This is a genomic window from Streptomyces xinghaiensis S187 (assembly GCF_000220705.2).
Lineage (GTDB): Bacteria > Actinomycetota > Actinomycetes > Streptomycetales > Streptomycetaceae > Streptomyces > Streptomyces xinghaiensis.
Window position 1 is genome coordinate 2,868,537 of sequence record NZ_CP023202.1, and the last position, 13,628, is coordinate 2,882,164.

Annotated in this window: 13 protein-coding genes; 5 read left to right on the plus strand and 8 right to left on the minus strand. The window is 73.5% G+C overall.

Translation table 11 applies throughout. The annotated features are described in order from the left end of the window. Positions 1 to 53: 53 nt before the first annotated feature. The 4 genes from SXIN_RS12120 to SXIN_RS12135 form a co-directional block, all read right to left on the minus strand. On the minus strand, positions 54 to 1,178 hold the full coding sequence (locus SXIN_RS12120; protein WP_019710497.1) for a GuaB3 family IMP dehydrogenase-related protein: 1,125 nt from the start codon (positions 1,176 to 1,178) through the stop codon (positions 54 to 56). A 73-nt stretch (positions 1,179 to 1,251) separates the two neighbouring features. After that, positions 1,252 to 2,754 (minus strand): IMP dehydrogenase, encoded by a 1,503-nt coding sequence (gene guaB / locus SXIN_RS12125; protein WP_019710498.1) that lies wholly within the window; start codon positions 2,752 to 2,754, stop codon positions 1,252 to 1,254. A 157-nt stretch (positions 2,755 to 2,911) separates the two neighbouring features. Beyond that, complete coding sequence (locus tag SXIN_RS12130) at positions 2,912 to 3,517, minus strand: sigma-70 family RNA polymerase sigma factor (RefSeq protein WP_019710499.1); 606 nt, start codon at positions 3,515 to 3,517, stop codon at positions 2,912 to 2,914. A gap of 261 nt (positions 3,518 to 3,778) precedes the next feature. Next, positions 3,779 to 4,390, minus strand: coding sequence for a response regulator transcription factor (locus SXIN_RS12135; RefSeq protein ID WP_003948568.1), 612 nt, complete (start codon positions 4,388 to 4,390; stop codon positions 3,779 to 3,781). A 382-nt stretch (positions 4,391 to 4,772) separates the two neighbouring features. Here SXIN_RS12135 and SXIN_RS12140 point away from each other — a divergent pair, with 382 nt between their 5' ends. The 3 genes from SXIN_RS12140 to SXIN_RS12150 all read left to right on the plus strand — a co-directional run bounded on the left by SXIN_RS12140 (position 4,773) and on the right by SXIN_RS12150 (position 7,041). Then, positions 4,773 to 5,102: a WhiB family transcriptional regulator gene (locus SXIN_RS12140; protein ID WP_095756982.1), complete on the plus strand. Its 330-nt coding sequence runs from the start codon at positions 4,773 to 4,775 to the stop codon at positions 5,100 to 5,102. A 213-nt stretch (positions 5,103 to 5,315) separates the two neighbouring features. Next, positions 5,316 to 6,005 carry an MOSC domain-containing protein gene (locus SXIN_RS12145; RefSeq protein WP_095758015.1) on the plus strand — a complete coding sequence of 230 codons (690 nt, stop codon included), beginning with the start codon at positions 5,316 to 5,318 and terminating at the stop codon, positions 6,003 to 6,005. A gap of 262 nt (positions 6,006 to 6,267) precedes the next feature. Beyond that, entirely contained in the window at positions 6,268 to 7,041 is a 774-nt protein-coding gene (locus tag SXIN_RS12150) for an SDR family NAD(P)-dependent oxidoreductase (RefSeq protein WP_039817452.1), read from the plus strand. 180 nt (positions 7,042 to 7,221) lie between these two features. Here SXIN_RS12150 and groL read toward each other — a convergent pair whose 3' ends face one another. The 4 genes from groL to SXIN_RS32135 all read right to left on the minus strand — a co-directional run bounded on the left by groL (position 7,222) and on the right by SXIN_RS32135 (position 11,492). After that, complete coding sequence (gene groL, locus SXIN_RS12155; RefSeq protein WP_019710501.1) at positions 7,222 to 8,847, minus strand: chaperonin GroEL; 1,626 nt, start codon at positions 8,845 to 8,847, stop codon at positions 7,222 to 7,224. 93 nt (positions 8,848 to 8,940) lie between these two features. Continuing rightward, positions 8,941 to 9,249, minus strand: coding sequence for a co-chaperone GroES (groES, locus tag SXIN_RS12160; RefSeq protein WP_019710502.1), 309 nt, complete (start codon positions 9,247 to 9,249; stop codon positions 8,941 to 8,943). Positions 9,250 to 9,621: 372 nt separating this feature from the next. Continuing rightward, a complete protein-coding gene (locus tag SXIN_RS12165) occupies positions 9,622 to 10,029 on the minus strand; it encodes a VOC family protein (RefSeq protein WP_019706860.1) in 408 nt (135 codons plus the stop codon). A gap of 221 nt (positions 10,030 to 10,250) precedes the next feature. Continuing rightward, positions 10,251 to 11,492 (minus strand): polysaccharide deacetylase family protein, encoded by a 1,242-nt coding sequence (locus SXIN_RS32135; protein WP_238153744.1) that lies wholly within the window; start codon positions 11,490 to 11,492, stop codon positions 10,251 to 10,253. A 71-nt stretch (positions 11,493 to 11,563) separates the two neighbouring features. On the opposite strand from SXIN_RS32135, the gene SXIN_RS12175 reads away from it, so the two are divergent. Together SXIN_RS12175 and SXIN_RS12180 are read left to right on the plus strand one after the other, a co-directional pair. After that, positions 11,564 to 12,913 carry a THUMP-like domain-containing protein gene (locus SXIN_RS12175; RefSeq protein WP_095758017.1) on the plus strand — a complete coding sequence of 450 codons (1,350 nt, stop codon included), beginning with the start codon at positions 11,564 to 11,566 and terminating at the stop codon, positions 12,911 to 12,913. 156 nt (positions 12,914 to 13,069) lie between these two features. Continuing rightward, positions 13,070 to 13,282, plus strand: a complete 213-nt coding sequence (locus SXIN_RS12180; RefSeq protein ID WP_019710504.1) for a hypothetical protein — start codon at positions 13,070 to 13,072, stop codon at positions 13,280 to 13,282. Positions 13,283 to 13,628: the final 346 nt, after the last annotated feature.

Here is a 13,628-nt window from a genome sequence, read left to right on the forward strand (position 1 = left end):
GTCCGGGGCTTCGCGGTGCCGGGCGGCGGCCGGTTCCCGGCCGCACGGCGCTCTCAGCGGTCGTGGCGCGAGGGCGCGACCGTCACCTCGACCCGCTGGAACTCCTTGAGGTCGGAGTAGCCCGTGGTGGCCATCGCCCGGCGCAGCGCGCCGAAGAAGTTCATCGAGCCGTCCGGCGTGTGCGAGGGGCCGAGCAGGATCTCCTCGGTGGAACCGACCGTGCCCAGGTTCATGACCTTGCCGCGCGGCACGTCCTCGTGGACGGCCTCCATGCCCCAGTGGTGGCCGCGGCCCGGGGCGTCCTCCGCCCGTGCCAGCGGGGAGCCCATCATCACCGCGTCCGCGCCGCAGGCCACGGCCTTCGGCAGATCGCCGCTCCAGCCCACGCCGCCGTCCGCGATGACGTGGACGTACCGGCCGCCGGACTCGTCGAGGTAGTCCCGGCGGGCGGCGGCCACGTCGGCGACCGCGGTGGCCATCGGCACCTGGATGCCCAGGGTGCTGCGGGTGGTGTGCGCGGCGCCGCCGCCGAAGCCGACCAGCACACCGGCCGCTCCGGTGCGCATCAGGTGCAGCGCGGCGGTGTAGGTGGCGCAGCCGCCCACGATCACCGGCACGTCCAGCTCGTAGATGAACTGCTTGAGGTTGAGCGGCTCGGCGGCCCCCGACACGTGCTCGGCGGAGACCGTCGTCCCGCGGATCACGAAGATGTCGACGCCGGCGTCCACCACGGCCTTGGAGAACTGCGCGGTGCGCTGCGGCGAGAGCGCGGCGGCGGTGATGACGCCGGAGTCGCGCACCTCCTTGATCCGCTGCCCGATCAGCTCCTCGCGGACCGGGGCCGCGTAGATCTCCTGCATCCGGCGGGTGGCGGTGCGCTCGTCCAGCTCGGCGATCTCGGCGAGCAGCGGCTCCGGGTCGTCGTAACGGGTCCACAGCCCTTCGAGGTTGAGCACGCCCAGGCCGCCCAGCTCACCGATCCGGATGGCGGTGGCCGGGGAGACCACCGAGTCCATCGGGGCGGCCAGGAACGGCAGCTCGAACCGGTAGGCGTCGATCTGCCAGGCGATCGAGACCTCCTTCGGGTCGCGGGTGCGCCGGCTCGGCACCACGGCGATGTCGTCGAACGCGTACGCCCTCCGGCCGCGCTTGCCGCGCCCGATCTCGATCTCAGTCACAGTTGGCCTTTCCCAGTTCGGTCTGCCGTCCCAGTATCGCCGACCCCGTGCGGGCGCCGGTGCGCGGCAGCGGTCACCGGCGGCTGTAGTTCGGGGCCTCGCCGACCATCTGCACGTCGTGCGGGTGGCTCTCCTTGAGACCGGCCGCCGTGATCCGCACGAAGCGGCCCTTCTCCTTGAGCTCCGGGACGTCCGCCGAGCCGACGTACCCCATGGAGGCGCGGAGGCCGCCGATCAGCTGGTGGGCCACCGAGCCGAGCGGGCCGCGGTAGGGCACCTGGCCCTCGATGCCCTCGGGGACGAGCTTGTCCTCGGAGAGCACGTTGTCCTGGAAGTAGCGGTCCTTGGAGTACGAACGGGCCCGGCCGCGCGACTGCATGGCACCCAGGGAGCCCATGCCCCGGTAGGACTTGAACTGCTTGCCGTTGATGAAGACCATCTCGCCCGGCGACTCCTCGCAGCCGGCGAGGAGGCTGCCCAGCATCACGGAGTCGGCGCCGGCCGCGATGGCCTTGGCGATGTCGCCGCTGTACTGGAGGCCGCCGTCACCGATCAGCGGGACACCCGCCGGGCCGCAGGCGCGGGCGGCCTCGTGGATCGCGGTGACCTGCGGGACGCCGATGCCGGCGACCACGCGCGTGGTGCAGATGGAGCCGGGGCCCACGCCGACCTTCACGCCGTCCACGCCCGCGTCGATCAGCGCCTGGGCGCCGTCGCGGGTGGCGACGTTGCCGCCGACCACGTCGATCTCGACGTTCGACTTGATCTTGGCGATCATGTCGAGGATGCCGCGGCTGTGGCCGTGCGCGCTGTCCACGACCAGGAAGTCGGCGCCGGCCTCGACCAGGGCCTGCGCCCGGTCGTACGCCTCGTCGCCGACGCCCACCGCGGCCCCGACGATCAGCCGGCCCTCGGCGTCCTTCGCGGCGTTCGGGTACTGCTCGGCCTTGACGAAGTCCTTGACGGTGATGAGGCCCTTGAGGATGCCCGCCCCGTCCACCAGCGGCAGCTTCTCGATCTTGTGCCGGCGGAGCAGCTCCATGGCGTCCGCGCGGGAGATCCCGACCGTCCCGGTGACCAGCGGCATCGGCGTCATGACCTCGCGGACCCGGCGGCTGCGGTCCATCTCGAAGGCCATGTCGCGGTTGGTGACGATGCCGAGCAGCTTGCCCGCCGGGTCCGTGACGGGCACCCCGCTGATCCGGAACTTGGCGCAGAGGGCGTCGGCGTCGTGGAGGGTGGCGTCCGGGCGGACGGTGATCGGGTCCGTCACCATGCCGGACTCCGAGCGCTTCACCAGATCGACCTGGTTGGCCTGGTCCTCGATGGAGAGATTGCGGTGCAGCACGCCCACGCCGCCCTGCCGGGCCATGGCGATGGCCATCCGCGACTCGGTGACCTTGTCCATCGCGGCGGACACCAGCGGAATGTTGACCCGGACGTTGCGCGAGACCCGGGACGAGGTGTCGACCGCGTTCGGGAGCACCTCGGAGGCGCCCGGCAGCAGGAGCACATCGTCGTATGTCAGCCCGAGCATCGCGAATTTCTCGGGCGTTCCGTCGACGTTGTCAGTCATGACACCTTCCCAGTGCTCTTGCCCAGCGCGGACTCCCCATGCTAACGGCCTGCGGAAGCTGCCCGTCCCCCCGCCGGATCACCCCCGCACCACCCGCCGCGGCCACCCCGGAAGCGGGTACGGACCGCACCGCCGCGCCGTTCGCCCGGGGCCGTTCCTACTGCTCGGCCAGGGCCCGCAGGCGGCTCAGCGCGCGGTGCTGGGCGACCCGTACGGCACCCGGCGACATGCCGAGCAGATGACCGGTCTCCTCGGCCGTCAGCCCGACGGCGACCCGCAGCAGCACCAGCTCGCGCTGATGGTGCGGGAGATTGGCGAGAAGCTTCTTGGCCCATTCGGCGTCGCTGCTCAGCAGCGCCCGCTCCTCCGGGCCCAGGGAGTCGTCCGGCTGCTCCGGCATCTGGTCCGAGGGCACGGCCGTGGAGCCGGGCCCGCGCATCGCGGCCCGCTGCAGATCGGCGACCTTGTGCGCGGCGATGGCGAAGACGAAGGCCTCGAAGGGCCGGCCGGTGTCGCGGTACCGGGGCAGTGCGCACAGCACCGCCAGGCAGACCTCCTGCGCCAGGTCGTCCACGAAGTGCCGGGCGTCACCGGGCAGTCGCGAGAGCCGGGTGCGGCAGTAGCGCAGGGCGAGCGGGTGCACCTGGGCGAGCAGGTCGCCGGTGGCCCGCTCGTCGCCGTCGGCCGCGCGCCGCACGAGTGCGCCGATCCCCCCCGGGCCGCCTCCGGCCACGGGGGAACCCGGCTTCTCGGTGTCACGCATCGGTCCATGGTGCCTTGGTCCCGGACCGTGCGGCGCACCGCCTCCGCACTTGTGCACCGAAGCGTTATGAGCAGGTGCGCCGGCTGTCATGTCGCGCGCCCTCCCCCCGACCGAGCCGTCCCCGAGGAAGTTCATGTCTCCAAGGATGCGGCAGCCCGCGCGAAACGGGGATGTGACTCCCCTCGCCGCGCACTCCGGCGGTGCACCGCCTCGCCCGCGGGGCGCGGGCGAGGACCGTCGTTCCCCCGCTGCGGCGCACTGCTAGCGGACCAGGCCCCAGCGGAAGCCGAGGGCGACGGCGTGGGCGCGGTCGGAGGCCCCCAGCTTCTTGAACAGCCTGCGGGCGTGGGTCTTGACCGTGTCCTCGGAGAGGAACAGCTCGCGGCCGATCTCGGCGTTGGAGCGGCCGTGGCTCATGCCCTCCAGGACCTGGATCTCCCGGGCGGTGAGGGTGGGGGCGGCGCCCATCTCGGCCGAGCGCAGGCGGCGCGGGGCCAGCCGCCAGGTGGGGTCGGCGAGCGCCTGGGTGACGGTGGCCCGCAGCTCGGCGCGGGAGGCGTCCTTGTGCAGATAGCCGCGGGCGCCGGCGGCCACCGCGAGGGCGACGCCGTCGAGGTCCTCGGCGACGGTGAGCATGATGATCCGGGCGCCGGGGTCGGCCGAGAGCAGCCGGCGCACGGTCTCGACGCCGCCGAGGCCGGGCATCCGGACGTCCATCAGGATCAGGTCCGAACGGTCGGCACCCCAGCGGCGGAGGACTTCCTCGCCGTTGGCGGCCGTCGTCACGCGCTCGACGCCGGGCACGGTCGCTACCGCCCGGCGCAGCGCCTCTCGGGCAAGCGGGGAGTCGTCGCAGACGAGGACGGATGTCATGGCCGTCCTCCGCAGCTGATGCGCGTCACCTTGAGCCTCCAGGCTGGTACGTAGTCGTCACCTGGGCGGTGGCCGCGGTCCGGGCCCTGCCCGGCTGCTTGCGGCGTCAACCGCCTCCGCACTTTCAACGATGGTCACCCGAAAGAGTTACGGGCCCCGGCCCCCGGCTCCAGCCGGGGGCTCCGGACGGACTATGCCCTATTTGGTGGCATTCATACCGCTTTGCTGACGAGTGTGGCTAGATTTTCCATGAGTAATATTTTCAGGTGGTTACACATGGAACGTGCGGTCGTGGGCACTCACGGACGCGCGGTCGCGAGCTCCACCGGCCGTGGCCACCCGGCCTCCGACGCCGTACCGGTACCTCCCGAGGAGACGAGCCATGGCAGATTTCTCCCGCCTTCCCGGACCCAACGCCGATCTGTGGGACTGGCAGCTGCTGGCCGCCTGCCGCGGAGTCGACAGCTCGCTCTTCTTCCACCCGGAGGGCGAACGCGGGGCGGCCCGGAGCGCGCGGGAGAACTCGGCCAAGGAGGTCTGCATGCGCTGCCCCGTCCGCGCCCAGTGCGCCTCGCACGCACTGACGGTGCGGGAGCCGTACGGCGTGTGGGGCGGGCTCACCGAGGACGAACGGGAGGAGCTGATGGGCCGGGCCCGCAACCGGCTCGTCCCGACCGGGCAGGCGCCCGGGTACCAGGGCCCGCCCCGGTGAGCCGGGGCCCGGTACGGCGGGCCGCGGCGCGGCGCCGCGCCGGCTGCCGCGCCGGCCGCCGTGGTTGACCGGGGCGGACCGGGGCAGCCGACGGTCATGACGACGGGCATCACAGACGAGCGGGCGGTGCGGCCCCACCCCGCGCGCAAGCACGAGCACGGGCCGGGGCACGACCTCGGGCCGGGGCACGGGAGGCCCCTCTCCTCCGCCCCCATGCGCCTCCTCTCCGTGAACACCGGCCGCCCCCGCCGCTCCGGCCGGGGCGACCGGGCCCGGAGGCTCACCGGGATCGGCAAGCGGCCCGCGGACGGACCGGTGGCCGTGACGGCGCCCGGGCCCCAGGGCTCCGGCGGCAGCGGCCTCGCCGGGGACGCGGTGTGCGACCGGCGCTTCCACGGCGGCGAGCACCAGGCGGTGTACGCCTACGCCCGCGAGGACCTGGACCGCTGGGAGGCCGAACTCGGCGGTGCCCTCCCCAACGGCGTCTTCGGCGAGAACCTGACCACGGCCGGTGCGGACGTGAACGGCGCCCTGATCGGCGAGCGCTGGCGGGTCGGACCGGACCTGGTGCTGGAGGTCAGCGGCGCGCGGATCCCCTGCCGCACCTTCGCCGGGCATCTGGGCGGAGCCGGGCTGCTGCCCACGGCGGACGGCCGGGGCTGGATCAGGACCTTCATGCGCGCCGCGGTCCCGGGCGCGTACTTCCGGGTCGTCCGGCCGGGCTCCATCCGGGCCGGGGACACCGTCACCGTCGAGCACCGGCCGGACCACGAGGTCACGGTCTCCTTCCTCTTCCGGGCCCTGACGCTCGAACCCCGGCTGCTGCCGCGCATCCTCGCCGCAGGCGACGCCCTGCACCCGGAGTCCCGCGAGACCGCGCTGCGGCGGGCCGCCGCCGGCTGACGCCGGCCCGTCCGCGGCCCGCCGCCCGGCCCCAACGCCCTTCGCGACAGCGCTGATTGCGTCCCCGGGCTGCATCCGGGTCCCACGGGGCCGGCCTGACGTCCCGTGACTTCCGGGCCGGGTGGGCGGCCCATGCCTGACGAAGCGTCAGTCCGCTTGCTCCGCAGAGCCACCGGCGCCCGGGGCGGTGGAGCGGAAGCCGGGGCCCCGGAAGGTGAGGAGCGGCACGGCGGCCGTCGACGGCGCCGGATACCGTGCGCGTATGACGACTGCGTTGATTACGGGAGCCACGGCGGGCATCGGTGCGGCCTTCGCCCGGCGGCTCGCCTCCGACGGGCACCATCTGGTGCTGGTGGCGCGTGACGAGAAGCGGCTCCGCGAACAGGCCACCGAGCTGCACGACCGGCACGGCATCGAGGTGGAGGTGCTGCCCGCCGACCTCTCCACCGAGGAGGGGATCGAGGCCGTCGGGGCCCGGCTGGAGGAGCGGACCCACCCCGTCGACCTGCTGGTCAACAACGCCGGGTTCGGGCACCGCGGCGCCTTCCTCGACGTACCGGTCGAGGACGAGCTGACCATGCTCAAGGTCCACTGCGAGGCGGTGCTGCGGCTGACGTACACGGCCGTCGCCGGGATGCGGAACCGGGGCCGGGGCGGGGTGATCAACGTGGCGTCCGTGGCCGCGTTCGTCCCGCGCGGCACGTACGGCGCCAGCAAGGCGTGGGTCGTGCAGTTCACCCAGGGCGTGGCCCACGACCTCGCCGGGTCGGGCGTGCGGCTGATGGCCCTCTGCCCCGGCTTCGTGCGGACGGAGTTCCACGAACGGGCCGGTGTGGGGACGGACAACATCCCCGGCTGGATGTGGCTGGACGCGGACCGCCTGGTCGAGGCCGCGATAAAGGACCTGGACCGCGGCAAGTCGCTGAGCGTTCCGGACCCCCGCTACAAGACCCTGACGGGACTGGTGAAGCTCGCGCCGCGCAACATGCTGGGCGGGATCTCCTCCCGCACGGGGCGCAAGTTCGGCCCCCGGTGACGGCTGCGCCGGGCCCGGAACCCCGGGACGGAGCAAGGGCGTTACGCGACCGGGGCCGTGAGCCCGCGGCCCCGGCCCCCGAACCGCCGAAGCCGGCGCCCCCAGCGGGGCGCCGGCTTCGTCCGTACGGCCGGGACCGGTCCGGACCACCCGTGCGGGCGGCCCGGGGCACCGGTCGCGTCAGTGGGAGTGGCCGTGGCTGTGGCCACCGGCCTCCTGCTCCTCCTCGGCGGGCTTCTCGACGACCAGGGTCTCGGTCGTCAGCAGCAGCGAGGCGATGGAGGCGGCGTTCTCCAGGGCGGAGCGGGTGACCTTGACCGGGTCGATGACCCCGGCCTTGACCAGGTCGCCGTACTCGCCGGTCGCGGCGTTGAAGCCGTTGCCCTTCTCCAGCTCGGCGACCTTGGAGGTGATGACGTAGCCCTCCAGGCCGGCGTTCTCCGCGATCCAGCGCAGCGGCTCGACGACGGCGCGGCGGACGACGGCGACACCGGTGGCCTCGTCGCCCTCCTTGCCGAGCGAGTCGCCCAGCACCTTGGCGGCGTGGACCAGCGCGGAACCGCCACCGGAGACGATGCCCTCCTCGACCGCGGCGCGGGTCGCGGAGATGGCGTCCTCCAGACGGTGCTTCTTCTCCTTGAGCTCGACCTCGGTCGCGGCGCCGACCTTGATCACGCACACGCCGCCGGCGAGCTTGGCGAGGCGCTCCTGGAGCTTCTCGCGGTCCCAGTCGGAGTCGGTGGACTCGATCTCGGCCTTGATCTGCGCGACGCGGGCCTGCACGTCCTCGCTCTTGCCGGCACCGTCGACGATGGTGGTGTCGTCCTTGGTGACGGTCACGCGGCGGGCGGAGCCCAGCACGTCCAGACCGGCCTGGTCGAGCTTGAGGCCGACCTCCTCGGCGATGACGGTGGCACCGGTGAGGGTGGCCATGTCGCCGAGCATCGCCTTGCGGCGGTCGCCGAAGCCGGGGGCCTTGACGGCCACGGCGTTGAAGGTGCCGCGGATCTTGTTGACGACGAGGGTGGAGAGCGCCTCGCCCTCGACGTCCTCGGCGACGATCAGCAGCGGCTTGGAGGAGCCGGCCTGGATGACCTTCTCCAGCAGCGGCAGCATGTCCTGGATGGAGGCGATCTTGCCCTGGTGGATCAGGATGTACGGGTCGTCGAGGACGGCCTCCATACGCTCCTGGTCGGTCACCATGTACGGCGAGAGGTAGCCCTTGTCGAAGGCCATGCCCTCGGTGAAGTCGAGCTCCAGACCGAAGGTGTTGGACTCCTCGACGGTGATGACACCGTCCTTGCCGACCTTGTCCATCGCCTCGGCGATGAGCTCGCCGACCTGCTTGTCCTGGGCGGACAGACCGGCGACCGCGGCGATGTCCGCCTTGGAGTCGATCGGGCTGGCGGTGGCCAGCAGTTCCTCCGACATCGCCTTGACGGCGGCGTCGATGCCCTTCTTCAGGGCGGCCGGGGAGGCGCCGGCGGCGACGTTGCGCAGGCCCTCGCGGACCAGCGCCTGGGCCAGCACGGTCGCGGTGGTGGTGCCGTCACCCGCGATGTCGTTGGTCTTGGTCGCCACCTCCTTGACGAGCTGGGCGCCCAGGTTCTCGTAGGGGTCCTCGACCTCGACCTCGCGGGCGATGGTGACACCGTCGTTGGTGATGGTCGGGGCGCCGAACTTCTTGTCGATGACGACGTTGCGGCCCTTGGGGCCGATCGTCACCTTCACGGTGTCGGCGAGCTTGTTGACGCCGCGCTCGAGGGCGCGACGGGCGTCCTCGTCGAACTTAAGGATCTTCGCCATGGGTTGCCTGAGTCCTCTCAACGAGCCGCGCCCCGGCGCCCGGTGGTTCAGTACACGGGAGAGCCGGGGCGCAGATCAGAATTGCTGGGTGAATTACTTCTCGACGATCGCGAGCACGTCGCGAGCCGAGAGGACGAGGTACTCCTCGCCGCTGTACTTCACCTCGGTGCCGCCGTACTTGCTGTAGAGCACGACATCGCCGACGGAAACGTCGAGCGGAAGACGGTTGCCGTCCTCGAAGCGGCCCGGACCGACGGCAAGGACGACGCCCTCCTGGGGCTTCTCCTTGGCGGTGTCCGGGATGACCAGGCCGGAAGCCGTGGTCTGTTCGGCGTCGAGCGGCTGGACCACAATGCGGTCCTCGAGCGGCTTGATGGCAACCTTGGAGCTGGCGGTCGTCACGATCCGACCTCCCCCTTCGGAGATCTCACGGGGTTAACTGTCTGAGGTGGCGACCGGGTAAATCCGTCGTCGCGGGTGCCGGACCTGCCCGTCGCTGTGTTGGCACTCGCCGGTGGTGAGTGCCAGCGCCGAGCCTATGACGGCGTTAGCACTCGGTCAAGCTGAGTGCCAACGAGTCGTGGCGCCGGCGGCCCGGAGCGGGGGCGTCCGGAGGACCGTCCGGGGGGATACGGGGCGTCCGGGGGCGCGAACGGGGTGCGCACGCGCCGGTTCCGGGCAGGCCGACGCGCCGCCGGCGCCGGGGCACGGCGGCGCGTCGCAGAAGCCGGGTCGGGGGCGCCGGGGTTGCCGGGGGCGCCGGGCCGGGCGCCGTCACTGCATGGCGGACATGTCCATGTACACGACCTCCCAGTGGTGCCCGTCCGGGTCCTGGAAGGAACGGACGTACATCGGACCCTCCTCCATGGTGTCGCTCGCCGGCGAACCCCCGGACGCCAGCGCCGTGTCCACCAGCCGGTCGACCTCCTCGCGGCTCTCGGCGGCGAGGGCGGTGATCACCTCGGTGGTGCTCGCGGAGTCCGCGATCTCCTTCTTGATGAAGCCCTTGAAGAACGGCTCGGCCAGCAGCATCGCGAAGATGCTCTCCTCCTTGAGCACCAGACAGGCGGACTTCTCGTCGGAGAACCGCTCGTCGAAGGAGTAGCCGAGTGCGCCGAAGAAGGCGCGGGAGCGCTGGACGTCCTTGACGGGGAGGTTGACGAAAACGCTGGTGACGGCCATGGTGTCGCCTCTTCTCTCTCGCTCGCGCCGCTCGCCGGCGCGAAGCTCTGCTGTGGGGTCGCTGTACGGGGGTGGACCGCCGGGCGGAGCGGAACTCATCGGTGGCGGCGGGCTTTTCTCCGGTCTCCATCGGCGGGGCGGCGGGCCGGCGGTCCGGCCGGCCCGACGCGGGGGCGGGGCGGGCGCTCCGGGGCCATCGCCCACAAGGGGCCGTCGCCCGCTCAGGAGCCGCCGACGTAGTCCTCCAGCAGCGCCACCGCGAACCCCTCCTCGGTGGCCTGGTCCAGCACCCGCCGCAGGACGTCCCGCATGTCGCCCTTCCAGTGGGCCGGCCCGCGGAAGTGCGTGAGGACGATGTCGCCGGGGTGGAACCGCCCGTCCAGCGCCCCGCGGCGGTACTCCGTCCGCCCGGGGAAGACCTCCTGGCTCCACAGCGGCACGACCTCGATCCCGCAGGACGCGGCCGCGCGCAGGGTGGCGCGGTCGTAGCCGCCGAACGGGGGACGGAACATCGCCGGGCGCACGCCGGTCTCCCGCTCCAGGTTGTCCTGCTGGGCGCAGATCTCCCGGCGCTGCTTCTCGTAGGGGAGAGCGGGGAGGTAGGGGTGGGTGAGGGTGTGGTTCTGCATTCCGGCGCCCAGGTCGCGCAGCCGGCGGAAGTACCCGTAGTCCTCGCGGGCGAGGCTGTGCGTGAGGAAGGCGCTGACCGGGACGTTCAGCTCCCGGACCATGCGGAGCAGCCGGGGGTCCTTGTCGGCGCCGTCGTCGATGGTCAGGAAGATGACGCGGTCGTCGGTGGGGACCCGGGTGATCACGTGCGGCAGCCCGTCCTCCGGGCGGTGCGGGCCGCGGCGGAGCGCTTCCGGGGTGGTCAGCACCGGCTTGACGACGGGCGGGGGCGGCGGGGAGAGCGGCGCCGAGCGCAGCCCCCACCTGCGGGCGACGGCCGGGCGCGCGGCCGGGGCGCGCCGCAGCCGCTCGGCGCGGGCGGCGAGGGCGCGGGCGGGGACGGAGAGCAGGTCGCCCGAGCCGGGCGCCTCGTCGGGGGCGGCGTTCCGGGCGTCGAGGGAGGGATCGGGTGCCGGCCCGCGCTCCCCGGAGGGGCCGCAGGCGGCGGCGAGGAGTCCGGTGAGGACGAGGGCGGCGGCGGTACGGCCGGTCCGGCCGGTACGGGGCCGGGCCGTTCCGCGGGGACGGGGGCGGGGACGGGGGCCCGGGCACTGAGGGTTCGGGGGCCGGGGGGCACGGCCGGGATGGCCGGAGCAGCCGCAGTCGCCGGCCCCGCCGGGACCGCGGGGGCAGCCGGAGCGGACCGCCGCCTCCAGCGGCGGCACCGGGGGCGCCTGCTGGACGGAGCGGGGGCGGGCCGGCGAGGCGGAGGTCCGGGGCGTGCGGGGCCGTGCCCGCCGGGTCTGTGCCTTCGTGGGCCCGATTGACTTGTAGGCTTTTCGTACAAACCCCATGAAACGGGATGCTGCCAGGGGCCCCACCCGGCGCAACTCCGGTGCCCCGTCCGCCGGTCACCGCCCCCCGGATGGCCCACAATGGGCAGGTGAACGACCCCGCCGCCGCCTCCCCCGGCTCTCCCGGCTCTCCCGGCTCTCCCGACCACCCGGGTTCCGCCCCCGGCGCCGTCGATCCCGCCGTCTCCGCCTTCTCCGCCCTGCTCACCGACGAGGGACGGCACCTCCTCGCCGCACTCCGCGACCACGACCCGGCACACGAGCTGGCGACCGCCACCCGGCTGCGCCGTGAGCACCCCGCCGAGCTGGTGTCGGCCGCGCTGGGCCAGGCACGGCTGCGGCAGCGGGCGGTGGCGAAGTTCGGCGCCGGGGACGCCCACCGGATGTTCTTCACGCCGAACGGAGTCGAACAGGCGACCCGCACGTCCGTCGCCGCGTACCGCGCACACCGTCTCTCCGCCCTGGGCGTGCGGCGGGTGGCGGACCTGTGCTGCGGCATCGGCGGGGACGCGATCGCCCTGGCGCGGGCCGGGATGTCGGTACTGGCCGTCGACCGCGATCCGCTGACCTGCGCGGTCGCCCGGGCCAACGCCGAGGCGCTGGGGCTGGACGGGCTGATCGAGGTGCGCCGCGCGGAGGTGACGGAGGTGGACACGGCTCCGTACGACGCGGTGTTCGTGGACCCCGCACGGCGCGGGGGACGCGGCCGGGTGTTCGACCCGGAGGCGTACTCGCCACCGCTCTCCTGGGCCATCGGGGCGGCGCGCCGGGCACCGTACGCGGCGCTGAAGATCGCCCCCGGGGTGCCGCACGAGGCGGTGCCGGAGGACGCCGAGGCGGAGTGGGTCTCGGACGGCGGCGAGGTGAAGGAGGCGGTGCTCTGGTTCGCCCCGCGCACCGGCTCGCCCGAGGGGCGTCCGGACGCCGGCGCCGATGCCATACCCCACACCGCTGCTCGCATCGCGCCGGGCACCCGCCGCGCCACCCTCCTGCCGTCCGGCGCCTCCCTGCCGGCCTCCGGGCTGCCCGACCCGGAGGCCGGGCCGGTGGGCCGCTACCTCTACGAGCCGGACGGCGCCGTGATCCGGGCCCACCTCGTGGCGGACGTGGCGGCGGAGCTGGACGGCGGACGCCTGATCGACCCGACCATCGCCTACATCACGGCGGACGCGCTCACCCCGACCCCGTACGCGACGGCCTACGAGATCACCGACGCCCTCCCCTTCAACCTCAAACGGCTCAAGGCGCTGCTCCGCGAACGCGAGGTCGGCACCCTGACGGTCAAGAAGCGCGGCTCGGCGGTCGAACCGGAGGAGCTGCGCAGGCGGATCAAGCCCAAGGGCCCGAACGCGGCCACCGTCTTCCTCACCCGCGCGGCCGGGGCCCCGGTGATGCTGATCGGCCGGCCGGCGCCCCGCTGAGACGGCCGCACGGGGCCATATGCCCTGGTGAGACGCCTCCCCGTCCAATGGATGAGACGGGTGGAATGGGATGTACCCCCTCCCGTGTTGAGTCCCGACACCGTACGGATGTACGGATACACGGGTGCATGGATGAGCGGGGACGGAGAACCGGGAATGGGCCGCAGGGACGAGCGGGACGGCCAGATCGCCGACATCACGATCGTGGCGGTGGTCTGCGTCCTGTGCACCGGTGCGTTCGGCATGGCCGGACGGGCGGTGTCCGAAGGGCTGCTGGACGGGTCGCTCGCGGGCCGGGCCGTCGAGATGGCCGCGTGGTTCACCGGGGTGCTGGTGTCCACCTTCTGGGCGGTCGGCCGCCTCCGCTGAGCCGGGCCCGGGCACACCCGGCCGCACGACCGGGCGGCCGGGCGGCCGGCCGAGGCCGGACGCGCAGAACCCGGCGCCGGACCGGCCCTCCGGCGGCCGGCACCCCGCGGCGCACCCCGCGGCACGCCGCGCGGGCAGCGTCCCCGGCCGCTTCCCCCGTCCCCGGGGCGCGCAAGGCCCTTGCCGGTTCACGGCCCCGCGCCCGTCCAGGGCTCCCCGGTGACACGGCCGACGGTGACCCGCGGCGGCCCCCGCGAGGCGACACCCGTACGGCCGCGCCGGCCCCCCGTACGGGTCGTCCACCGGGCGCGGCAGGCGGGGGGGAATGCAGGCTGCGGTCTGGAAG

Excerpts from the sequence above, each read along its gene's own strand:
- guaB (WP_019710498.1), bottom strand. The coding sequence starts at position 2,754 with ATGACTGACAACGTCGACGGAACGCCCGAGAAATTCGCGATGCTCGGG.
- SXIN_RS12130 (WP_019710499.1), bottom strand. The coding sequence starts at position 3,517 with ATGCGTGACACCGAGAAGCCGGGTTCCCCCGTGGCCGGAGGCGGCCCG.
- SXIN_RS12135 (WP_003948568.1), bottom strand. The coding sequence starts at position 4,390 with ATGACATCCGTCCTCGTCTGCGACGACTCCCCGCTTGCCCGAGAGGCG.
- SXIN_RS12140 (WP_095756982.1), top strand. The coding sequence starts at position 4,773 with ATGGCAGATTTCTCCCGCCTTCCCGGACCCAACGCCGATCTGTGGGAC.
- SXIN_RS12145 (WP_095758015.1), top strand. The coding sequence starts at position 5,316 with ATGCGCCTCCTCTCCGTGAACACCGGCCGCCCCCGCCGCTCCGGCCGG.
- SXIN_RS12150 (WP_039817452.1), top strand. The coding sequence starts at position 6,268 with ATGACGACTGCGTTGATTACGGGAGCCACGGCGGGCATCGGTGCGGCC.
- groL (WP_019710501.1), bottom strand. The coding sequence starts at position 8,847 with ATGGCGAAGATCCTTAAGTTCGACGAGGACGCCCGTCGCGCCCTCGAG.
- SXIN_RS12165 (WP_019706860.1), bottom strand. The coding sequence starts at position 10,029 with ATGGCCGTCACCAGCGTTTTCGTCAACCTCCCCGTCAAGGACGTCCAG.
- SXIN_RS32135 (WP_238153744.1), bottom strand. The coding sequence starts at position 11,492 with ATGGGGTTTGTACGAAAAGCCTACAAGTCAATCGGGCCCACGAAGGCA.
- SXIN_RS12175 (WP_095758017.1), top strand. The coding sequence starts at position 11,564 with ATGGCCCACAATGGGCAGGTGAACGACCCCGCCGCCGCCTCCCCCGGC.
- SXIN_RS12180 (WP_019710504.1), top strand. The coding sequence starts at position 13,070 with ATGGGCCGCAGGGACGAGCGGGACGGCCAGATCGCCGACATCACGATC.